The sequence below is a fragment of the Planctomyces sp. SH-PL14 genome, assembly GCF_001610835.1.
Lineage (GTDB): Bacteria > Planctomycetota > Planctomycetia > Planctomycetales > Planctomycetaceae > Planctomyces_A.
The window spans coordinates 4,066,023-4,088,554 of record NZ_CP011270.1; the positions used below are offsets into that span (position 1 = coordinate 4,066,023).

18 protein-coding genes are annotated in these 22,532 nt (G+C 66.1%); 10 read left to right on the forward strand and 8 right to left on the reverse strand.

What is annotated here, in order from left to right; genetic code table 11:
- The first annotated feature begins 314 nt into the window (after window positions 1-314).
- Entirely contained in the window at window positions 315-1,151 is an 837-nt protein-coding gene (locus VT03_RS15705; protein WP_075093845.1) for a hypothetical protein, read from the forward strand.
- Between the two features lie 22 nt (window positions 1,152-1,173).
- Here VT03_RS15705 and VT03_RS15710 read toward each other — a convergent pair whose 3' ends face one another.
- Window positions 1,174-2,460 (reverse strand): MFS transporter, encoded by a 1,287-nt coding sequence (locus VT03_RS15710; RefSeq protein WP_082846248.1) that lies wholly within the window; start codon window positions 2,458-2,460, stop codon window positions 1,174-1,176.
- Window positions 2,461-2,844: 384 nt separating this feature from the next.
- Here VT03_RS15710 and VT03_RS15715 point away from each other — a divergent pair, with 384 nt between their 5' ends.
- Entirely contained in the window at window positions 2,845-4,653 is a 1,809-nt protein-coding gene (locus VT03_RS15715; RefSeq protein WP_075093847.1) for an MFS transporter, read from the forward strand.
- A 32-nt stretch (window positions 4,654-4,685) separates the two neighbouring features.
- Here VT03_RS15715 and VT03_RS15720 read toward each other — a convergent pair whose 3' ends face one another.
- The 5 genes from VT03_RS15720 to VT03_RS15740 form a co-directional block, all read right to left on the reverse strand.
- Window positions 4,686-5,381 carry an NAD(P)H-hydrate epimerase gene (locus VT03_RS15720; RefSeq protein WP_075093848.1) on the reverse strand — a complete coding sequence of 232 codons (696 nt, stop codon included), beginning with the start codon at window positions 5,379-5,381 and terminating at the stop codon, window positions 4,686-4,688.
- 436 nt (window positions 5,382-5,817) lie between these two features.
- Entirely contained in the window at window positions 5,818-7,173 is a 1,356-nt protein-coding gene (locus tag VT03_RS15725) for an O-antigen ligase family protein (RefSeq protein ID WP_082846250.1), read from the reverse strand.
- Window positions 7,174-7,248: 75 nt separating this feature from the next.
- On the reverse strand, window positions 7,249-8,832 hold the full coding sequence (locus VT03_RS15730; RefSeq protein WP_075093850.1) for a glycosyltransferase: 1,584 nt from the start codon (window positions 8,830-8,832) through the stop codon (window positions 7,249-7,251).
- A gap of 208 nt (window positions 8,833-9,040) precedes the next feature.
- Window positions 9,041-10,147 carry a DUF1559 domain-containing protein gene (locus tag VT03_RS15735; protein ID WP_082846251.1) on the reverse strand — a complete coding sequence of 369 codons (1,107 nt, stop codon included), beginning with the start codon at window positions 10,145-10,147 and terminating at the stop codon, window positions 9,041-9,043.
- Window positions 10,148-10,501: 354 nt separating this feature from the next.
- Window positions 10,502-11,845 carry a PQQ-binding-like beta-propeller repeat protein gene (locus VT03_RS15740; protein WP_075093851.1) on the reverse strand — a complete coding sequence of 448 codons (1,344 nt, stop codon included), beginning with the start codon at window positions 11,843-11,845 and terminating at the stop codon, window positions 10,502-10,504.
- Window positions 11,846-12,600: 755 nt separating this feature from the next.
- Here VT03_RS15740 and pheA point away from each other — a divergent pair.
- The 7 genes from pheA to VT03_RS15775 all read left to right on the forward strand — a co-directional run bounded on the left by pheA (window position 12,601) and on the right by VT03_RS15775 (window position 19,764).
- Entirely contained in the window at window positions 12,601-13,782 is a 1,182-nt protein-coding gene (pheA, locus tag VT03_RS15745; RefSeq protein WP_075093852.1) for a prephenate dehydratase, read from the forward strand.
- A gap of 284 nt (window positions 13,783-14,066) precedes the next feature.
- The gene (gene aroF / locus VT03_RS15750; RefSeq protein ID WP_075093853.1) at window positions 14,067-15,095 is read left to right on the forward strand and encodes a 3-deoxy-7-phosphoheptulonate synthase; all 1,029 of its coding nucleotides are present in this window, start codon (window positions 14,067-14,069) and stop codon (window positions 15,093-15,095) included.
- A 174-nt stretch (window positions 15,096-15,269) separates the two neighbouring features.
- Window positions 15,270-16,040 (forward strand): triose-phosphate isomerase, encoded by a 771-nt coding sequence (tpiA, locus tag VT03_RS15755; RefSeq protein WP_075093854.1) that lies wholly within the window; start codon window positions 15,270-15,272, stop codon window positions 16,038-16,040.
- A 116-nt stretch (window positions 16,041-16,156) separates the two neighbouring features.
- Window positions 16,157-16,816, forward strand: a complete 660-nt coding sequence (secG, locus tag VT03_RS34230; protein ID WP_075093855.1) for a preprotein translocase subunit SecG — start codon at window positions 16,157-16,159, stop codon at window positions 16,814-16,816.
- 318 nt (window positions 16,817-17,134) lie between these two features.
- On the forward strand, window positions 17,135-17,926 hold the full coding sequence (locus tag VT03_RS15765) for a phosphoadenylyl-sulfate reductase (RefSeq protein ID WP_075093856.1): 792 nt from the start codon (window positions 17,135-17,137) through the stop codon (window positions 17,924-17,926).
- Between the two features lie 529 nt (window positions 17,927-18,455).
- Window positions 18,456-19,298 (forward strand): MotA/TolQ/ExbB proton channel family protein, encoded by an 843-nt coding sequence (locus VT03_RS15770; protein WP_082846252.1) that lies wholly within the window; start codon window positions 18,456-18,458, stop codon window positions 19,296-19,298.
- Window positions 19,299-19,341: 43 nt separating this feature from the next.
- Entirely contained in the window at window positions 19,342-19,764 is a 423-nt protein-coding gene (locus tag VT03_RS15775; protein WP_075093858.1) for an ExbD/TolR family protein, read from the forward strand.
- 3 nt (window positions 19,765-19,767) lie between these two features.
- On the opposite strand, the gene VT03_RS15780 is transcribed toward VT03_RS15775, so the two are convergent.
- Window positions 19,768-20,292 carry an NUDIX hydrolase gene (locus VT03_RS15780; protein ID WP_082846253.1) on the reverse strand — a complete coding sequence of 175 codons (525 nt, stop codon included), beginning with the start codon at window positions 20,290-20,292 and terminating at the stop codon, window positions 19,768-19,770.
- A gap of 63 nt (window positions 20,293-20,355) precedes the next feature.
- The gene (locus VT03_RS15785; protein ID WP_075093860.1) at window positions 20,356-21,081 is read right to left on the reverse strand and encodes a hypothetical protein; all 726 of its coding nucleotides are present in this window, start codon (window positions 21,079-21,081) and stop codon (window positions 20,356-20,358) included.
- 438 nt (window positions 21,082-21,519) lie between these two features.
- Here VT03_RS15785 and VT03_RS15790 point away from each other — a divergent pair, with 438 nt between their 5' ends.
- Window positions 21,520-22,473: a DUF1559 domain-containing protein gene (locus VT03_RS15790; protein WP_082846254.1), complete on the forward strand. Its 954-nt coding sequence runs from the start codon at window positions 21,520-21,522 to the stop codon at window positions 22,471-22,473.
- The last annotated feature ends 59 nt before the right edge of the window (window positions 22,474-22,532 follow it).

Below are 22,532 nucleotides of genomic sequence, written 5' to 3' on the forward strand. Positions count from 1 at the left end.
TCAAGGGGGCCTCGCCCCCTTGCCGCCGGAGGCACTTCCATGAGGAACCGTGGTAAGCAACGGACGTCCCCTTTGTGGGACCGGCTTTCTGAGGACTCACCGCTCGCTCTGTAAGCCCAGCGGGTTGGTGACGGGCCATACGACACGGTGTTCGCGCTTGGACACGATCTCCTTCAGACAGTGTCCGACGGCCAGGCCTCCGGCGGGCAAGAGGCATTCTGCCCCCTGCACCCCCTGACCAGGGGGACCCTGGACCCGGTGGAATTTGTCGTTCGCAAATGTAGACTGATTGTCTGTTTCATGCGGAGAGCGACATGATCCGATACGGACTCTGCCTGGTAGCCCTCGTCCTGGCCGCACTTCAAACAGCCGCGGCCGATGAAGACCGCGCCCCCTGGCGACGCCTCTTCGACCGCACCGCCACCGACTACCGGCTCACTCGCCCCGCCGACTCCGGCCCCGCTCCACTGAAACTCGTCGACGGAGCCACCTACACCTGGGCCCGCTCCGGACCCCACGACGGGAACTACGGCAACGTCTACGTCTGGACACACCAGGGAAACGCCGAAGCAGTCGCCTGCTTCTGGCGCTGGGTCGACGCCGACGGCCGCCCCGCCGTCGTCCACGAACTCCACTCCCTCTCGCCCACAAAACTCGAATCGTCCGGAGACGCCGCCCGCAGCTGGAAACCCAAAGGCCCCCTTGAGCGGCATCCACTCGAAGGCGCCGCGGTTCCCGCCGAGTCCGCGGTCGGCCGAATGAGCCAGATGCGGGCGCTCTGCCGCGACCTCGCCGCCCGATCCGAAGGGGCCGCCGGAGACCGGACGGAACTCCGCCTGCTCCCCCAGCCGCTCTACCGCTATCAGAGCACCAACCCGGATGTGCTCGACGGCGCCCTCTTCGCCTTCGTCTGCTCGGTCGGGACCGACCCCGAGCTCTTTCTCCAGCTCGAAGCCCTCCGCACCCCCGAAGGTCCGCGGTGGCACTACACGCTCTCGCGGTTCTCCCACATGAGCCTGTTCGTGCAGTACCGCGACCAGCCCCTCTGGCAGGCGGTCCGTGACGCGGAAAATCCGATCTCCCACAACGCGGACCATACCTACTGGGTCTTCCACGCCCCGTTCGACCCGGCCAGCCTCCGCAGCGACTGAAGGCTGGCGAGTGGCGAACGAACTACGCCGCCTTCGCGGGCCGGCCGATGTTCGGCAGGAACACGGTCAGCAGGCCGAGCAGCGGGAAGTAGCTGCAGAGACGGAACACGTACTCGATGCTCGTCCGGTCCGCGAGCTGCCCGAGGGCGCTCGCGGCGATCCCGCTGATCCCGAAGGCGAAGCCGAAGAACAGCCCCGCTACGAGGCCGACCTTCCCGGGCAGCAGCTCCTGGGCAAAGACGATGATCGCCGAGAAGGCCGAGGCCAGCAGCGCCCCGGCAATCGCGCTCAAAACGATCGTCCCATAGAACCCGGCATACGGCAGGGCCAGCGAGAACGGCGCGACGCCAAGGATGGAGACCCAGATCACAATCTTCCGTCCGAACCGGTCTCCGATCGGTCCCCCGGCGATGGTCCCGGCCGCCACCGCGAACAGAAACACGAACAGCAGGTACTGCGACGTCTGGACCGACACGCCGAAGCGATCGATGAGATAGAACGTGTAGTAGTTCGACAGGCTGACCATGTAGAAGTACTTCGAGATGATCAGCAGAACCAGAATGACGAGCGCGAAGGCGACGCGGCCGCTCGACAGCCCCGTTCCCCCCGCGCCGGCCTTGCGGACCTTCGGCTTGAGGCGGTGCAGGTTCGCCCCGTACCAGCGTCCGACATAGCTCAGGACCAGGATCGCCGCGATGGCGATCAGCGAGAACAGCGCCAACGATCCCTGACCGCGGGGAACGACAATCGCCGCGGCCAGGAGCGGCCCCATCGCGCTGCCGAAGTTACCGCCGACCTGAAACAGCGACTGGGCAAAACCGTGCCGTCCGCCCGCCGCCATGTAGGCGAGCCGCGAGGCTTCCGGATGAAAGACCGACGAGCCGGTGCCGACGAGGGCCGCGGCCAGCAGGATCATCCCCAGCGTGTGGGCCTGCGAGAGGAGCAGGAGGCCGATCAGAGTCGAGCCCATGCCGATCGCCAGCGAGTAGGGCATCGGCCGCTTGTCCGTGTAACTCCCCACCAGCGGCTGCAGGAGCGATGACGTGCACTGAAACGTCATCGTGATGAGACCGATCTCACTGAACGTGAGCTTGTACGACTCCTTCAGGACGGGATAGATCGCGGGGAGGAGCGCCTGGAGCGTGTCGTTCAGCATGTGCGACAGGCTCAGGGCAAGGATGATCGGCATGACCGTGTCATGCGCCGCCGCGGCGGTCCCGAGCGAGGCGGCCGGATCCAGCACGGCGGGCGTGGAACCGGCAGGGGATAAAGAGGGGTCGGCGGGCGAGGCGGCGGCGGTCTGACTCATGATTCCTTCCTGTGTCCCGCCATTGTCGCGGGAGGCGCTCCAGAAAACAGGGGAGCGATGACCCGCGTGACACCCCGGTGCGGAGAGCGGTTCGCCGACATCCCTGACTTTCTTAGCACGCGAAGAATGCTCGCAGAATTCTTCGAAAAGTGAAGGGGAGACAACCTTTCGGGTTCGTCAGGATGGCGCACATTCGAGAGGACCGGCGGCTCAGCCCTGGACTCAAATTGCTCCCGACGGGAGACGGAAGCGGAGCGATGTCAAGAAGTTGTCACGAGCGGTTCCTCCGCCCCCCGACCGAACACATCAGTGGTTGGACATTGATTGCCATTCCTGTTCCCATAGGGACCGCGCCGCTGGTCTGTGCTGTTCGGAATGGTGCTCATGAGCTTGATGAACGACGCCCCTGCGCCCACGTGGTCGGGCGCAACCCGCGTCCGGTACGGGATTGTGGCGGTGGCGACACTGGCCGCGGTTCTCCTGTATCTGGAGCGGATCTGCCTCGCGATGGCGGGGACGTATATCCGTGAAGACCTGCGGCTCTCGATGTCGCAGCTTGGCGTCGCCCTCTCGGTCTTTTTCTGGGCCTATGCGATCGGGCAGGTCCCGACCGGCTGGTTCAGCGACCGCTACGGGCCGCGGCGGATGATGGTGGTCTACCTCGTCGTGTGGTCGATCTTCGGGATCGTGATCGCCATGGCGACGAACTTCTGGATGCTGGTTGCGGCCCGGCTGGCCCTGGGACTGTTTCAGGCGGGGGCCTATCCCACCCTCGCGATTCTGGTGAAGCGATGGGTGCCGGTCGAAAGCCGGGGGACGGCGAACAGCATCGTCGCTTTCGGCGGCCGCTTCGGCGGGACCGCCGCCAACCTGCTGACGGCGTTCCTGATCGTGTGGTTCGTTCCCCTCTCGGCACCGACGGAGATCCGCGAGGCCGATGTCCTCGACCCGACAGCGCTCGTCCGTGATATCCTCAATCCGAATCCCGACGGGCCCGCCAAGGCGATCCGGCCGCTTGTCTCGGAACACCTGACCGCCGACTTCCCGCCGGGAGCCTTCGACGCGATCCGGGCGGAAGCTCCGCCGGCGGTCGCCAGCGGCCCCGTTGCCGGACAACCCGCTTCGGCATCGGCTGCTCCCTGGATCCCGAAGCCAGAGACGGTCCAGGTCGTCCTCGGGGCGATGAACCGCTTCATCGAGACGCCGTCCGATATCGAGGCGATCCCACAGGATGTCCCGCTCTCCTCGGATGCCCGGGCGATCCTCGATGTGACGCCAAGATCCCGCACGGACGAGCAGTCGCGGCGGCTGAACCGGCTGCTGCTGGAGCGGGCGTACCCCGGCGACTTCGTCCAGCTGCACGTGCAGGGCTGGCGGCCGACGCTGCTGCTGTTCGGGTTCGCCGGAATCGCCGTGGGGGCGATCTTCTGGATCTTCGTCCGCGACTGGCCGTGGGAGCACCCCGGCGTGAACGAAGAGGAGATCGAGCTGATCCGCGGGGGGAATCCCGCTGCGCAGCCCGGGGCGGCGAACAAGGCGCCGCCGGTCCCGTGGGGACTGCTGATGGCGAGTCCCAACGTCTGGTACAGCTCGGTCATGCAGTTCGGCGTGAATGTCGGCTGGACGTTCATCATCACGCTCATGCCGGAGTACCTGGCTCAGCAGTTCAACGTGCCGATCGAGCAGCGGGGGCTGATGACGTCGATGCCACTCATCGGCGGCTGCGCGGGGATGCTTCTGGGGGGCTGGCTGACCGACCGGCTGACCCGCCAGTTCGGACTCCGCTGGGGGCGAGGGGTGTTCCTCGGACCGTCGAAGCTCGTCGGGGCGGCGCTGATCTTCCTGTGCCCCTTCCTCGGGACCGCCTGGGGGGTGACCTGGGCCCTCACGGTCTTTGCCTTTACGACCGACATGGGGATCCCGGCGACCTGGGGCTTTGCTCAGGACACGGGGGGCAAGCATGTCGGGTCGGTCCTCGGCTGGGGGAACATGTGGGGGAACATCGGGGCGGGCTTGGCTCCGCTGATCGCCGTCCAGATCCGGGAAAACTGGTCCTATGGCTGGGACGCGGTGTTCTTTGTCAACGCCGGAGCGTTTGTGCTGGCCGCCGTCTTTGGGTCCTGGATCGACTGCCGGATCCCGCTAGAACCCGAGCCGACGACCGACGAGACCCTGGAGCCGGAAGCGGCCTGAGGTGCGTCCGCGGCAGATGCGGGACAGCAACCTTACGCGTCGCCGGATCCGCGGGCGAGCCGTGCCTCGTCGATGACGGCCTGCGGAACGCCGATGTCGATGACGCGGACCTGGCCGAGAAACTCCGCGGCGGCGGGACGGTCGAAGCCGGGTTTGCGGGCGACGAATGTGGCGGTTGCCTTCGCTCGGACACAGGCTTCGGACGGTTCGCCGGTGTCGGCATCGAGGCCTGACGGGAGATCGACCGCGAGGATCGGCTTGCCGGAGGCGTTCATGAGGCCGATGGTCGTGGCGTAGGGTTCACGGACGGAGCCGGTGGCCCCGGTTCCGAGGAGGGCGTCGACGATCCAGTCTGCGTTGCTCAGCCGCGCGGTCAGTGTTGCGGGGTTGGCGACCGGGTCGAGGACTTCGAGAGGGAGTTGCATCGCCTGGACGATGCGGAGGTTCACGGCGGCGTCGCCGCGGATCTTGTCTGGTGAGACGACCAGGATGATCGAGACTTTTCGTCCGCGGTTCGCGAGGTGGCGGGCGATGACGAAGCCGTCGCCGCCGTTGTTGCCGGCTCCGCAGAGGATGACGATTCGCTGGCCGCAGCCCAGTTCGAGCAGCCAGTCGGTGGCGCCGCGGCCGGCGTTTTCCATGAGGACGATGCCAGGGATACCGAAGCGGTCGATGGCGATCTGGTCGACGGCGCGGACTTGGGTGCGGGTGAGGGGTGGGTTGTTCATGGAGGTCTCCTGAGCGGGGGCGTCTCCAGCATTCCTTGCGAGGCGCCGGTTCTCAAGCGACCCGTTCTCGTGGCAGCAGGATCCCTTCGTCCACCGGGTCCAGGGGCACCCTGGTGGGGAGTGCAGAGGGGCAACGCCCCTTTGCCCGCCGGAGGCCCTCTCGTCGGACACTGTCTGAAGGAAATCGTGTCCAAGCGCGGACGACGTGCCGGATGCCCCCTCACCAAACCGCGGGGAGCGCGAAGCAAGCTGTGTGATTTGAGGGAGTCCTCAACGCCGTTTCCACAAAGCGGACGTCCGTTGTGTCCCACGGTTCCTCATGGAAGCGCCTCCGGCGGCAAGGGGTTGCCCCCTTGACCCCGGCTGCCGTCGCACGTTGGGTGCGAGGTGGCATAGTCGTGCCGGCAAGGACGCGGTTTGAGGCAGCCACTTCGCCTCAAGGAACCGCCGTGGCAGCGGGCCCCTGCAACGCCTGCTCAGTAAAGAACGCCAGCGAAATCGGGGCCCCGTAAAACCCCGTCGCCAGAACAAGCAGTGTCAGCGCCGCCGCCACCACCGTCGCCACACCCTGGTAGATCCGCGGCGGCATCTCCGGTCGCCACAGCACCGCGGCGACCATCACCGGCAACATGAAGAACATCCCCGGAAACATCCACGTGAAGTCGACGAGCTGATGAACCGCCGTCCCGGCCAACACCGCGACCCACGCCCGCTGATCCGGTGCCGTCGCCCGCCGCGTCTGAATCGCAATGACCGCCGCCGCCGCCAGAAAGACCGCCAGTCCCACGAGACCGATCTCATAGGCGATATGGAGCGCAAAGTTGTGGGCCTCGAAGTGAACGCCACCAAACTGCGCATACCGGAACGTGAAGAGCCCATGCCCCAGCCACGGACGCTCCTGAATCCGCTCCAGTGCGTACTGGTAGATCGGGAGCCGTGACACCACGCTCTCCCAGCGGGCCAGAAGACCGACCGCGCCCACCGGAACACCGACGGCCACGATGGCGATCAGCAGCCGCCGCGGCGCGAACACCAGCAGGGCCCCCAGCAGCATGACCAGCGCCCCCCGGCTCCCCGACAGGAACAGGCCTCCACAGGAGAGCACAATGCAGACCCCGTAGAACCACCGGCCCAGCGCCCCGCGGCCAAGCCAGCGCGACATCGCCAGCGTGATCGCGATGACGGTCACCACCGCGTAGTGATTGGGATGCTCGAGAAGTCCGTAGGCCCGGTCGCCGGTCATCAACCCGTGGCGAAGGCCGACCAGAACCGCCGGGAGCGCCCCGATCAGGAAGGCGTCGGCCAGCTCGGCCAGAGTGATGCGGCGGTTCGCCAGCAGGTCATGAACGAGCAGGAACAGCAGCGAGGCAAAGCCGAGGAACCACCACGCCAGCCCCGCCTCCGCGATGCGGCCCGCGTTGGCGAAGGTCGAAGCCGCCCCCGCGGCGAGCGCCGGCAGCAGCAGGGGATCGAGCGGCGTGCGACGCCACACCGATCCGGTCGCGATCCGCGTGCTCCACCAGATCGCGCTCAGCAGACCAAGAAGGCCGAGCGTGATGCTCGCGGTGATGATGTGCGTCGCCGGACCCCAGCCCGCCGCCCAGAGCTCGATGTAGAGGAACGTCCACGAGGCAACGAAGAGCGGCAAGCCCCGGCCGATCCGCGTCAGGAGCGGGCTCGCCGGGCGGGACGCGGTCCGCGACAGGTCCGCATCCGCAGGCTCCGTCGGCGGAGGGGTCTGGCGGATCTCGGAGCTCTTCACGGGATCGGCAGACGAAACAGTTCCACGCATGTCTTGCGGCCTCCTCAGGAGGCTCTCTCCGTCTCACGTTGTCTTGTGTCGGCCCTGCCTGACGTCGGCTCGCGATTAACCGGCCGCCGTGACCTGATGCGCCGGTCCGCTGACGGGGAGCGGCTCAGGCTCGAGCACGGGCCCGCTCGGGCTGGCTGGTTGCGGCGACGTCCGCGACGGACCGAGCGGCCCGTACGCTTCCCACAGCGCGCCGCAGAAGAGCCACAGGTACCCCCCGAGAAACACGGACTCCATCAGGATCAGCACGTACGCCCGGTAGGTGATCGCCACCGACAGGCCGAAGGCCAGATAACAGATGATCGGGAGATCCAGCCAGAAGTACCACGGGATCGACATTTTCGTCCGCTTGCGGGGAGCTCCCGGGGTGGCGGCCGAAAAGCCCTTGGGTGTCACGATCCACTGGTTCCGCGTCCCGAACAGCGCCTCGAAAATCGCCACCGAGCACTGACACGAGAGCCCGACCATGAGGGCCAGGAACGCGAGCGCCCTGGGGATCATGAGCAGCCCCGTCCACCACAGCGGCTTCTTGTCGAACCGCAGCCGGGCGGAGCCGTACACAAGGAACATCAGCGGGAACCAGAACAGGCCCACGACCGAGAGCGCCATCAGCGGCTCGTACTGCGGCGCGAGATGCAGGACCAGCGGGAGGATCGCGGCCGACAGGACGTTCACGAGGCTGCTGACCGGGATGAACGGCGTCAGGAGCTGCAGGCTGGCATGGATCTTCTTGTGTACGGAGACCTTCTGCCGCCAGACCGTCGACAGGAACTTGATGCCGCTCTGCATGTTCCCCTTGAACCACCGGAACATCTGCAGACGGAAGCCGATGATCGAGTTCGGCAGCTCTCCGCGGGTGACGTAGTTCTCCAGGAACCGGATCCGGAAGCCAAGGACCTGAGCGCTGAAGCTCATGTCGATGTCTTCGATGACCGAATCGGTCCGCCAGCCGCCGACCGCCCGCAGGACGGACGTCCGCCACACGCCGGCGGAGCCGTTGTAGAAGAGGTACAGGTTGCCGGCCGAGCGGCCCCGCTGCTCCACGGAGTGGTGCCCGTCCAGGTAGAACTCCTGGGTCCGGGTCAGGACCGAGTCGCTGGCATTGAGATGCCCCCACCGGGTCTGGACCGTGCCGATCTGCGGATCGGTGAAGTAGGGGACCGTCTTCTCTAGAAAGTCCGGCTGCGGGACGAAGTCGGCGTCGAGGATCGCGACGAGGTCGCCGGTCACGTGCGGAAGCGCGGCGTTGAGGTTCCCCGCCTTGAAGCCGGCCCGGTCGAGGCGGTGCCGGTAGTCGATCACGAGGGTCGGATCGGCGCGGCGGAGCTCTTCGATCTTCCGCTCGATGATCTGCGTGCAGCCGTCCGTCGAGTCGTTCAGGACCTGGATCTGGAGCCGGTCCCGCGGATACCGGATGCGGGCCGCGTGATCGAGGATCCGTTCCGCGACCGCGGACTCGTTGTACATCGGGAGCTGGATCGTGACCGACGGGAGCGTGTCGGGGAGCGGCGGAGTCGGCGCACCGTCTCCGTGGCGGCGGACATCCTGCCAGTAGATGCGGAAGAGATCGAGCTGCGCCAGCTGGAACAGAAAGTTGAACAGGATCGTGCCGATGAACAGCGCAACAATGGCCAGCAGCATGACGTCGACTCTCGTTCCGTTGGCGGAGCGCTCTTGAGGTCGCGGGCTGATCGGAATCAGGCTCGCAAGACCTCGCCCGGAGGTCCGCCTCTCTCTTCACAACTTCTCGCCGGCAAACGCCGGACCGGACGGGAATGCGGAGTCCGCCTTCGGCAGCCGGCGGACTCATTCCCCGTTCTTCGACGATCCGTTCGACGTGGCGTCCCTGCTAGAACTCCGAGAGCTTCTCTCCGCCGGAAATGCTGTTCAGGGCCCGGTGGATCGTGAAGTCGATGCTCTCGCTCACGAACCGTCCGGCGCCGTCGCCCAGCAGCAGGTGGACCCCGCCCGGATGCATGCTCCGCGGCGCGGACTGACCGTCCCCGACGTTGTAAGAGCAGCCCATGCCGGAGAAGGAGGCGTTGACGCAGTCGTCCACGTCGTCCGCGAAGTCGGCTCTCGGGTTCAGGCCCAGGCAGTCGGTCATCCCGGTCGCCGGGTCAATGTCGCAACCGCCGACAAGACTGGTTCCGTACCGTCCCAGGGCCCAGGTGCCACGGGGGTCGGTCTCGGTCACACCGACGCGGATCTCCCACACCATCGCCGAATTGCTCGTCCCGTCGGTGAACTCTGCGATCCGGGCCGCCCCGCCGAAGCCCATCGCGCCGCGGAGCTTGGGATCGACCGACATGAACTGCTGCGACTTCCAGAGCTGCTCCCGCCCCAGGTTGGCTCCGTACGTTCCGCGCGTCCACGGGGCGCCGGGGCTGACGGTCGCGCCCGTGGCGTCGATCGTGTTGTAGTTCTGGAGCGGAGTCCGGGCCTGCGAGTCCGAGGGGCAGACATACACCGGGATCTGGGCGCTGCGGACGCGGGCATTGGTCCCCTTGGCGTCCGACATCGGAGCCCTGTCGTCCACGAGTCCGTAGACCGCCCCCTGATCGACGTAGGGGAGGAGGAAGACGAGCCAGCTCGGTCCCCAGTTGCCGTTGGCATGGAGGAACGAGGCCGACCGCGACGGGAGGTCCTGGGTGCCGTCCGACTTGTTCCGGACGACGACGCCCGGGGGAAGGATGCGGTGCGTCTCCAGGTAGTTGTGGAGCGCGATCCCGATCTGCTTGATGTTGCTCTTGCACTGCGCCGCCCGGGCCGCCTCGCGGGCCTGCTGCACCGCCGGGAGGAGGATCGAGACGAGGACGCCGATGATCGCGATGACGACCAGCAGCTCAATCAGCGTGAACCCCGTCTGACGGGATCGCCGCGACGGGAGAGGCCGGCTGCCGGCCGCGGGACAGACAGACGCGGAGCTTTGGAGACTTCGCGGATCGCACGCCATGAAACATCCTTCCGGTCGAGACCGATCCGCCTGATCGGAGTCGCGCGAGTCAGTTGGCACGGAGGAAAAAGACCCGCGGTTTCGGAGAAACCGCCAGCCGACGGGGCGCTCGCCCCAGGGTCCTGCCGGACCTTCAGAGACGTAGATACCCCGCCTCCGAGACCCGGCGGCGCGATTCTACCCCCGCAAAAAAACCAAACTCAATTGGCGATCTTCACGTTTCCCCCAGTTTTTCCACATTGCCCAAATGGGAAAATCCTGGAGGTCGACGGCAGAGGTTCGCTCGGAAGTCCATGGAACATCGATGCTTACCTTGTGCCGTTTCCGCCGGCACCCGGATCGCATCGGCAAACGTCAACGGGACGCCCCCGGATCGGCGGCCAGATCGACGGAGAGCAGCTCCTTGTCATTGCGGACGAAGATCCGGCGATTCGCGAAGGCCGGCGCGCACCACACGACTTCCCGTCCGAACGCAAAGTTCGTCGGTTCCAGGAGGTGCGTCCGGGAAAGCTCGGTGAAGCCCTGCGGGGTCAGACGCCCGAGGATGAGATCACCGGTCTCAGCGAACATCCAGAACCGGTCGGTCTCCCCCTGCCGGACCAGGAAGACCGTCCCGCTCCCCTGCTTCCGGCGACCGATCGGCTGCGGCGTGGCCCACAGAATGTTGCCGCTGGGGACCTCGATGCACCGCAGTTCGCCATCGGAATCGGAGCCGTAGATCCGCCCGTCCATCACGAACGGCTGGACGTTGACCGGCGAGAGAGCGTGCTTCGCCTTGTCTTTCCAGAGGGTCTTCGCCCCCGGCTTGTCGGTCGCGAGTTCCAGCATCAGGTTCCGGTTGTTGAACCCGCCGACGAAGAGATAGTTCCCGACCTTGACGGGGGTCATGATGATCGAGCCGTTGTCGGCATCGTACGGCTGGGACCAGAGCTCCTTGCCGGTCGCCGGGTCGACGGCGTAGATCGCCGCGGGCTGCATGAGGATCATCTGCCGGACGCCCGCCTGCTCGAAGATCACCGGGGGAGAATAGCCCTGCTCCTTTGCGCTTCCGACGCGCCAGACCTCCGCGCCGGTCTCCTTGTTGAGGGCGACGCAGTGGGTCCCCGGTCCGCCGGCGAGGACGATCAGCCGCTCGCCGTCAATGAGCGGCTGGCTGGCGTAGCCCCACAGGGCGGACTTGGTCATGTAGTCCGTCTTGAGGTCGCGGGACCAGATCACGCCTCCCTTGGCGGCATCGAAGCAGATCAGTTTCCCCTCGGCCCCCTGGGTGTAGACCTTCCCCTGGTGGACCAGCGGCGTCGACCGCGGGCCGGCGGGGTAGGAGATCGCGTACTCGGTCGGATACTCGTGCTTCCAGAGTTCGCGGCCGGTCGCCTCGTCGAGGCAGAGGACCCGCTCGATGCCGGTGGAACCCTTCCGGTCGAAGTTGTCGGTCTTGACGTTGTCTTTCGTCACGTAGTCGGTGACGTAGACCTTTCCGCCGGCGACCGCCGGTCCGGAATAGCCGCCGGCGACCGGGACCCGCCAGACGACCTTCGGTCCCTCCTTGGGGAAGGTCTCGAGGAGTCCGGTTTCCCGCCAGACGTTATCCCGCTTCGGCCCCATCCACTGCGGCCAGTCGTCGGCGGGGGCCGACGGGGGAGAGGCGAGCGAGACGAGACCGGCCAGGGTCAGACAGGCGAGCAGGCGAGGCATCATCCGGATCTCCTTATGCGGAAGCCGGGGTCGCCGAGAGCCAGGACGCCGGCCGTCTCCTGAAGTTTTACAAAGAGGCGTCCCCCAACGACCAGCGTTCCGCTGTTCAACCAAGCCGGGTCCAGGGTCCCCCTGGTGGGGGATGCAAGGGGGCCTGTGTTGTTTTTCTGGCCCTCTTGCCCGCCGGAGGCCCTCTCGTCGGGAGATGTCTGAAGGAGATCGTGTCCAGACGCGGACAACGTGCCGGATGCCCCTCGCGAAACCGCGGGGATTGGAAAGCCAGCGGTGTGGGCTGAGGGAGTCCCCGACGCTGGTAGGAGGATCCGGGGTCTGCTTCCCGGAATCACCGGAGGCGCCGCGGGCAGCCCCATGCACGTGAACATTTCAACACGTTGCGATTCGCTCCCGGGGACTGCCGGGAACCCGCCCCGCCGCGAGGATTCGGGCTGCGGCTGTCCACTCTCCGATCTCCATCCGGGCGGCCAACCGCGCTCCTTGACACCGGGAATGTCCGCCTGTACAAACGAGTTTCAACTCCTTACAGGGACGGAATTTAGCGATTCTCCCCCGGGAAACCGGCATTCCGAGAAACCGCCGCAAGTTCTTTCCCGGCATTGGGTTGGAGGTCATCAGCACCCACCCGAATTGCAGTCAGGGACTTGGTCGACGGGTTGCGCCGCGGTGAGCGGAGCGGAGCGAGATGGAGCTGGCCCGGGGTGTTGTCCCCCATTCGGTGAGCACGATCCGGATTTCCTCCCATGGCGAAGAAGAACCCGGGGCCCAAGAAGGGTTCCCTGCCCCGCACCAAGACCGTGGCCAAACCCTCTTCGGCCAGTGCCGCTCCCCCCGTCAAGGTGATCCGCAAGAAGACGGCGGCCTCGACGGAAAACGAAGTCAAGGCGGTTGATAAGGAGCTCGTCCGGCTGCTGAACCGCCGGATGGAACTGACGCTCGCCCAGCTCGAAGACCTCAAGGATCGCCACGAAGTCTGGTTCGATCCGAACATGGACCAGGAGCTGTGGGACCGGCTCGACCAGCTGAACCAGAACGGGTCCGTCGCGGTCTCGGTCCTCCGATCCTGTTTCCGCGAAGTGATTTGCGCCGCCCGGAACAAGGTCAAGGTGGTCCGGGTCGCTTACCTGGGCCCTCCGTTCAGCTTTACGCATCTCGCGGCCATCGAACGGTTTGGGAAGAGCGCGGACCTGGTCCCGGTCAACACGATCGCTTCGGTCTTTGAAGAAGTGAACCGCGGCCATGCCGACTACGGCGTCGTCCCGATCGAGAACAGCACTGACGGCCGGATCGTCGACACCCTCGACATGTTCACCCGCCTGCCGCTGCAGATCTGCGGGGAAGTCCAGCTCGCCGTCCACCACAACCTGCTCTCGCGGTCGCCGCGGAGCGAGATCGTCGAGATCTACAGCAAGCCGCAAGCGCTCTCGCAGTGCCGCGACTGGCTGGCCCGCAACATGCCCCGCGCCCGGCTGATCGAGGTCACCAGCACCTCGACCGCCGCCCAGCTGGCTCGCGACAAGCCGGGAGCCGCCGCCGTGGCGAGCAAGCAGGCGGCCGTGCAGTACGACCTGCAGATCGTCGCCGAGAAGATCGAGGACAACAGCCACAACGTCACCCGCTTCGCCATCATCGGCGATGAGGAGACGAAGCCGACGGGCAAGGACCGGACCGCCCTGCTGCTCCAGATCCCGCACGCCCCGGGAGCCCTGAGCGACGCCCTGACGGCGTTCAAGAACGCCAAGATCAACCTGACGTGGATCGAGTCGTTCCCGCTCCGCGGCCAGGAGGCCGGATACCTGTTCTTCCTGGACTTCGAAGGGCACTCCAAGGAGCAGCGGATCTCCAAGACGCTCGAACAGCTTGAGAAGAAAGCGGTTCGGATCAACGTCCTCGGTTCGTATCCCCGCGGCAAGCTGGTCGAGTAGTCGGGGGAGTTCCGGCGGCCTCGCTTCCACGAGATCGCCGGGACGGAGGCGGGGCGGTTCGCCCGTCGCTTCGACCGATCATTTCCTGTCGATGAGTCCCGGTTCTGCCACGACGGCCGCCGCACCCGGTCCGTCCCGGGTTCCCAAATCTGCGAGACAGATCACGAGCGAGGGATTGCTGGTGAAATCCCGGTCGTTTCGTGTCTAATCTTCCCTCCCCTATTCCGCGTCCCGACTCCCGTACCGAAACGGGTTCGCCCGGGAACGTCTCGCAGAGGTCTTTCGTGATTATCGTTTTGAAACCGGACGCTTCCGAAGCCCAGCTCGAGCACATCTGCGAGCGGATTCGCGAAATGGGCTTCCGGCATGAGATCAGCCGGGGGGTCAAGCGGACGCTCGTGGGGGTCCTGGGAGAAGAAGACCGGCTCCGCAACGCTCCGCTGCGGGCGATCCCGGGCGTCGAAGACGTGATGTCGGTCCTCAAGCCGTACAAGCTGGCGAGCAAGGAGTTCAAGGCGGAGCCTTCGGTCTTCGACCTCGGCCACGGGGTCAAGGTCGGCGGCGGAAACCTGATGCTGATCGCCGGGCCGTGCGCGATCGAAGGGGAAGACATCCTCCGCGAGATCGGCAAGAGCGTGAAGGCGGCGGGGGCCAACGTCCTCCGCGGTGGCGCGTTCAAGCCGCGGACGAGCCCCTACAGCTTCCAGGGGATGGGCGAAGACGGCCTCAAGGCGCTCCGCGCCGTCGGCGACGAGCTCAAGATGCCGGTCGTGACCGAGGTCATGGACCCGCGGCAGGTGGAGCTGGTCAACGAATATTCCGACATGTTCCAGATCGGCGCCCGGAACATGCAGAACTTCAACCTGCTGACGGAAGTCGGCCAGACGAAGCGCCCCGTGCTGCTCAAGCGCGGGATGAGCGCGACGGTCGAAGACCTGCTGATGTCCGCCGAGTACGTCCTCTCGAACGGGAACATGCAGGTGATCCTCTGCGAGCGGGGGATCCGGAGCTTCGACAAGTCGACGCGGAACCTGCTCGACCTGGCGGCGGTCCCGAACTGCAAGGGGCTCTCGCACCTGCCGATCATCGTTGACCCGAGCCACGCCACCGGCCGGCCGGACCTGATCCCCGCCATGGCCTATGCCTCCGTCGCCGCCGGTGCGGACGGGGTCCACATCGAAGTCCACAACTGTCCCGAGAAGGCGATGAGCGACGGTCCGCAGGCTCTCCTGCCGAACCAGTACGCCGACGTCGTGGCTCAGATCCAGAAGCTGGCCGCCGTCATGGGGATGAGCATTCCCCAGGCGGGCTGAGGTCTTCCGGAAGAGAATCTCCGGAAAAGAATCAAGGGGGCCGTCGCCGGAGGCCGGCCCCTGTTCCCTTTTCCGATCGTGCCTGATCCTTCAAGCTTTCCTCCGGTTCCGGCTTGCGGCACTCCGTGCTCGCCGGCTCTCCTCACTCCCCGCACTTAAATCCCAGCCCCTCGCATGCGTCGTTATCTCGTTGCCGGCAACTGGAAGATGAACCTCAAGCAGGAATCGGCCCTCGCGCTCGCCAAGGCGCTGGCGGCCGCCTGCCCGGGTGGCGACACCCGGATCGATGTCCTGGTCGCCCCGCCGTTCCCCTACCTCCTGCCGGTGAAGCAGGCGGTCGCGGGGTCGAACGTCACCGTTGGCGCTCAGAACGCTTACTTCGAGCAGCCGGGCGCGTTCACCGGCGAAACGTCGGTGGAGATGATCGCCGACTGCGGCTGCAAGGCGGTGATCCTGGGCCACAGCGAGCGGCGGCACGTCCTGGGCGAGACCGACGCCGTCATCAACAAGAAGGTCAAGGCGGTCCTGGCCAAGGGGCTCGATGTCATCCTGTGCGTCGGTGAGCTTCTGGCCGACCGCGACGCCGGGAACACCGAGGCGGTCCTGGACGAGCAGATGAAGGGGGGCCTCGCGGGGATCTCCGAAGAGCAGATGGCGAAGATCGTCATCGCCTACGAGCCCGTCTGGGCGATCGGCACCGGGCGGACGGCGTCGCCGGAGCAGGCTGAATCGGCCCATGCCCATCTTCGCAACTGGCTCAAGACGCACTACACTGCCGGGGTGGCGGACACAACCCGCATCCTCTACGGGGGAAGCGTCAAGCCGGACAATGCGGCCGAGTTGATGGGCCAGCCCGATGTCGACGGGGCTCTGGTGGGCGGCGCGAGCCTGAAGCCGGAGCAGTTCCTTCCGATCATCCAGGCGGCCCAGGGTCTGACCCGTTAGGCCGTGAGACGTGTTGCCGTGGGAAGTGGGCGATCCGACCAGGGATGGCGGATCGAAAGTGTCGCGGCGGTGGCGCCGGAAATTTTGTCCGTGTCGGTTCAGTCAGAGGAAGACCTGTGTCCTATCTCGTCGGTCTCGGAACATTCCTGTTGTTGTTCCTGTCGTTCTTCATGATCGTCCTGATCCTCCTCCAGCGGGGCCGCGGAGGGGGGCTGGCCGGGGCCTTCGGCGGGATGGGAAGCCAGAGCGCCTTCGGTACCAAGGCGGGTGATACGTTCACCCGGATCACGATCGTCGTGGCGATCATCTGGGTCGTCCTGGCGGGCGGCGTCGGGATGGCCATGCGGAAGGTCCAGGGGGACAACAACCTGGGTGCCGGCCTGCAGAGCGGCAATGCGGAACTGAAGAGCGCCGATCCGCTGAAGGACAGCGAAGGGGGACTCGGCGAGTCCGCTCCGTTCCCGGGTGGCTCCGCCAAGCCGTCCGACGAGACGAAGGCTCCTCCGGCCTCGGCGCCGGGCGCCTCGAAGCCGGCAGCGGGCAAGGACGAAGCCACGACGGACGAGAAGACCCCGCCCGCCGCCGCTCCTGCAGCGGGCGATGCATCCAAGGCTCCGGAGGCCACTCCGCCCGCCAAGCCGGCGGATCCGGCTGCGAAGCCGGCAGAACCGGCGGCCAAGCCCGCAGAACCGGCCGCGGACGCGAAGCCGGACGAAGCGAAGGCTCCGGCGGCTCCGGCCGCCGAATCGAAGCCGGCTGCGGAAGACAAGAAGTAGCGATTGCGAGGGGCTGCGGCCGGACGCACCGAAGCGAAGCGGGTCGCCGTAAGACCGCCGCAGTTCCGATCGTTGAGTGTCCACGTCAGGCGCGGGTCGTTCCTGTCGAGACGCCCGCAATGACGTTGACGACCCATTGGGGCGGAGAAACAGCGTCTTTCGCCGTGGATCGTGAGTCCTCCCCTCGAGACGTTCCCTGTCTCGCCCGCCCCAGCTCCTCTCCTCGAACTCGCCGCCGTCCCCTAGACTTTCCGACTTCCGAATGTCGAATCGGCCGATGTCAGATCGGCCCTCAGCCCTTGCCGGATCCTTGCGTTCATGGCCCGACTGTCCCAGGCCCGTCTTCAGAATCTCAACGAGACTTTCAACGAGCGATCGCCCGAAGAACTCCTGCGCTGGGCTCGTGAAACGTTCGGCAACCGGGTCGCGGCGATCTCGGCGATGCAGATGGCGGGGAGCGTCGTCTGTCACATGCTTCATCAGCACCGGATCGATATTCCGGTCCTGTTCGTCGACACCGGGGTGATGTTCCAGGAGACGCTGGACACCCGCGACCGGCTGGCAGGCGAATACGGTCTCGACATCCGGACGTTGAAGGCGGAGCTGACGATGGAGCAGCAGACCGCCAAGCACGGCGTGCTGTATCTGTCGGTCGAAGGGCAGCAGCAGTGCTGCCACATGCGGAAGGTGGAGCCGCTGCTGGGGATCAAGGGGCAGTATGACTGCCTGATCGGGAGTCTGCGGCGGTCCGAAGGGGGTCGCCGGGGGCATTGTCCGATCGTCGGGGTGGACCCGGAGCTGAATGCGATCCGGCTCAATCCGCTGGCGAACATGGATGACCCGACGCTCGACGGTTACATCGCCGAGCACAAGGTGATCGTGAACCCGCTGCATCATCAGGGGTTTTCGACGATTGGCTGTAACCGCTGCACGACGCCGGTGTTGCCGGGCGAGCCGAAGCGGGCGGGTCGGTGGCGTCATCTGGGTCCGTGGTCGCAGTATTGCGGGATCAATCCTTCGGACGTCGATGATGCGACGTCGCAGGCGGTGGATCTGCCGCAGGACCTGGTCGATCGAATTCTGGGCCAGAAGACCGACTTCATGATCTAGCCAGCGTCCCGCTGGACCGGGTTCCGTCGCACGATGGGATTGAGGTGGCGGGAGTCCGTTCGGGCGGGGTCGGTGTTCGAGCTTTCGGTGAGAGCCGGAGAATCGCGCTATGCCTCACCGGGTCCAGGGGCACCCTGGTGGGGAGTGCAGAGGGGCAACGCCCCTTTGCCCGCCGGAGGCCCTCTCGTAGGGGCCTACCTGAAGGAGCACATGTCCAAGCGCGGACAACGTGTCGTATGGCCCCTCACCAACCCGCTGCGATTGCAAAGCCAGCGGTGTAGTGTGGAGGACTCCTCGACGCTGGTACCACAAAGGGGACATCCGTTGTGTCCCACGGTTCCTCATGGAAGTGCCTCCGGCGGCAAGGGGGTGAGACCCCCTTGACCCCAGGCTGCCGTAGCACGTTGGGTTTGAGCGAGCATAACCGTGCCGGCAAGTACGCGATCCGCCAGCGCGCGGAACCCGCCTTGACTCGCAGAATCAAACGGCACGACACTAAATCCGTCCCCCCCGTCGACCGAGCCGTGCCATGAAATCGAGATTGCTGATCCTCCTGCTGTTCGTCGGCGGGCTATGGGCCGCATCCGAGGTCCTGGCCCAAGGCCCCAATCCGCAACCCGCCCCCGCTGCCGAAGCCGGACGCGTCGCCGCCCACGAACTGCAGATCGGCTGGCGACAGGTCGGAGCCCTCTTCCGCGGACTCGCCGGCATCCCCATGTGGGGACTCGTGGTCTGCGGGGTCATGGTCCTGACCTTCGCCGTCGACCGCCTCGTCGTCCTCCAGGCCCGCCGGGTCGCCCCCCCGGTCTTCACCAAGCGGTTCCTTCAGCACCTCCGCGAAGAAGACCTCAACAGCGAACTGGCCCGCGAACTCCTCGACGTCTGCCGCGACCACCCCAGCGTCATCGCCCGCCTCTACGGCATCGTGATCGAGAACTACGGCCGCACCAGCTTCGAGATCCGGACCGCCGTCAGCGACCTCGCCGAAGTCGAGCTGTACTACCTCCGCAAACACATCCGCGCCCTCGGGAGCCTGGCCGCGATCGCCCCCCTGCTCGGCCTCTTCGGAACGGTCATCGGGATGATCGAGGCCTTCCAGGCCCTCTCCGGCCAGACCGGAGCAGGCAAGACCGAAGCCCTCGCTGGCGGGATCGGACTGGCCCTCATCGCCACCGCGACCGGACTGGGAGTCGCGATCATGGCCTCCCTCGCCTACTACTTCATGCAGGGCCGCGTCGACAAACGGATTCACGAACTCGAGATGCTGACCAATCAGGCGATCGCCCTCGTGGCCTCGGACGGACCGGTCATCAAGGAGACCCCCGCCCGCCGCACGAAGTCCGCCGGCGAAACCGCCAAGTCCAAAGCGTGAGCACCGGAACGCTCATCACCCTCCGCACCCCGCCTCCGCTCCCATGCTCCAGCGCAGCCGACAGGTCGACGAACCGCTGTTCATCAACCTGACGCCGATGATCGACGTCATCCTGACGCTGCTGGTGTTCTTCATCACCGCGACGCGGCTCTACGACTGGGAAGAGGAGAAGCTCGACGTCGCGATCCCCGAAGTCCAGTACGCCCGCCCGCTGACCCAGGCTCCCGACGACCTCGTCGTCTCCGTCGCGATGGACGGGGCCGCCTCGCTCAATGGGGAAGAGGTCGACCTTCCGCAGATCCGGGCCAAGCTCCGCGAAGCGAAGGAGCGGTTTGCCGACCAGGGAGTCATCATCCGGGCCGACGGCCGGACGACGCACCAGCGAGTCGCCGACATCATGTCCGCCTGCCACGCCTCGGGGATCTCGCGGATCCTGTTCTCCGTCCGACAGGTCGAAGACAAGTAGCGGTTACGCCCGCAGAACTGCCAGGGCCACGTAGACCTTGGGGTCGATCAGGACGTTCTCCTCGGCCGCCCGCTTGCCGATCCACTCGCGCAGCACCGCCAGCGGAACGACGTGCGGGGCAATCTGCTCGCTTCCGTCTCCACCTCCCTGACCGGTCTGCTCCGCCCCGTAGCCGAGGAAGTAGTCGACCAGCTCGTTCGAGAGTCCGGGGGACGACGGACAGCGGAAGAGCCGCGCCAGAGACGGGACCGAGAAGCCGGTTTCCTCTTCCAGCTCCCGCCGGGCGGCCTCTTCGAGTTCTTCGTCCTCGGCCCCCTCGATATCCCCCGAGAGCCCCGCCGGGAGGTCGATCACCATCGCGTCGACCGCCGCCCGGTGCTGTTCTGTGAGGACGAGCTCCTGCTGCGGCGTGACGGCGACGATCGCCACGACCCCCGACGCGTTGGCCCGCTCGGCAAACTCCCACGTCCCCTGCCGGACGAGCCGGATGAACTTGCCGCTCGCCACGACCGACTTTCGCTTGGCCACGTTTCGAATCCGGGGAGAAGGCTGAGGGAGTTGGAGCGGGAAGCCGACGAGGATCGAAGTCCGCTACCCGCGGACGCCGGCCTGCGGCTTGAAGTTGCCGCGGATCGTGACCCGCAGGATCCCGGTCGCCTTGCTGCCGGGAGGGACGTTGACCTTGAAGTAGATGGGGCCGTCCGACTTCGGGGTGAATTCGAGCGACTTGCCGACCGCGACCGGCCGGATGTCTTCCGTCCGCTGCTGCCGGTTCCCCGTCCCCTGCCCCTGCTGGCGCGGAGGAGTCATGGCCAGCATCAGGGCTCCCATCGGGATGCCGGAGACGAGGTCCTTCGCCGGGTCGTCGTTCGAGTAGCCCTCGGGGCCCAGCGTCTCGTTGACGAAGACCTTGTAGTCCCCTTCGGCCTCGATGCGGATCGGCTGGTCCTTGGTCACGAAGATCCGGGCGTCCTGCCACGGGAGGCCCGTGTCGAACTTGAACTCGTAGTCGTTCTTCTTGAAGACCGCCTCGTCCAGCTCCTTGAGCTTCCGCTTGACGACTTCGTCGTCCGGATTCACCGCCAGGATCGCTTCCAGCATGCTCCGGGACTTCTCCGACAATCCCGCGTCGTCAAAGCTCTTGGCGAGATCGTGGAGCGACTTGAGGTATTCGGTCTTCGCCTTCTCGGCCTGGTTGTCGAGGGTCCGCAGGGCGGTGGCGCTGAGCTTCTTGGGAGCCTGGGCGGCGAGCGGAGCGATGGCCGCCGCGGCCAGAACGAGAGTGCCCCCGAGCAGGAGGCGAGACGAGCGCAGCATGACAGGATCCCGGGGCAAGCGAGCGATCAGCGAAGACAGTACCGGAAGTATCGGGAGCCACTGGTGCGACCGCAAGTTCGTGGCTGCAGCGGGCTCTCCTGACGGGCTCCACGCCAGGTCTTCAGCAAGGCTTCATGCCCGGGAGTCGGCCTCCGCGGGACCTTGCTCCCGATTCCCCAAAGTTTCTCGGCGATCCCCAAATTCTCGGGTTATTAACCTCCAGAGGCCGAGATCTTAACACGGGCTTCCAAAATGACGGCGGTCGTGGGTTCCAGAGCAGACGCTCCCCGCGACCTTTTTTGTTTGGCGCAGGATCGCATCCCGTCCGGCGGTGTTCGCCGGGCCTCCCGTCCGTTTCCGCAGCCGCGGGACGAGGGAGGGTGGCGTTATCGATCGGTCCGCGTCTCCAAAATTTCTTCTCCTGGAGACAAGAACACGATGCAGGCACGTATGCGTATCCGCGGCCTCGAGCAGGCCCGGGCTGGTTTCACGTTGATTGAGCTGCTGGTCGTTATTGCCATTATCGCCGTCCTCGTTGCCATCCTGCTCCCCGCGGTCCAGCAGGCCCGCGAGGCCGCTCGCCGCAGCCAGTGCCAGAACAACCTCCGCCAGATGGGTCTGGCGGTCCACAACTTCCACGAAGCCTTCGGCCAGATCCCGAACGCCGGCCGCGATGGCGACAAGCGGACGGGCGACTTCAAGTGCTGCAACTCCCGGACGCGTGCCGGCTGGGCCTGGAGCTACTGGCTGATGCCGTATCTCGACCAGATCAACACCTTCAATCTGGCGAGTGAAGGGAATGATCCGCCGCCGGTGCTCGACGGGACGGCCGTGAACACCGACCACAACAAGGTCGCGGCCAAGGGCGTTCCGACCTACTACTGTCCGACCCGCCGGGCCCCCAAGCTCGACAGCTCGTCGTCGTACAAGAACGACTATGCCGCCAACGCCGGCAATGAGGCGACCGACGACGGAACGCAGGGGATCTTCATCAAGACCGACATCGACACCCTGACGATCGAGAAGATCCGCGACGGGGCGTCGAACACGGTCATGATCGCCGAGAAGACGCTCAACCCGAACTCGTTCGGGATCGATGGCGGCGACAATGAGAAGTACATCAACGCCGGCTGGGATGTGGACATCATCCGTTTCGGTGGTACGGGGACCAAGCCGTATCCTCCGATCTCGGACTCCAAGGCTCCGCTCTCCTACACGACCCCGACCCCCGCGGTCACGATCTGGCCGAGCACGTTCGGTTCGTCCCACGCGGCGCTGAACGCTCTCTTCTCCGATGGCGCGGTCCGGGCTGTCAGCTTCGATATCGACGGCGAGACGTTCCGTCGGCTGTGCTACTCCAAGGATCTCTTGCCCGTCACTGTTCCCGAGTAATGTCTGAGCGGCGTGTTCGGGCTCCCCGGCGGAGCCCGGACCGATCCGGTTCCAGTCAC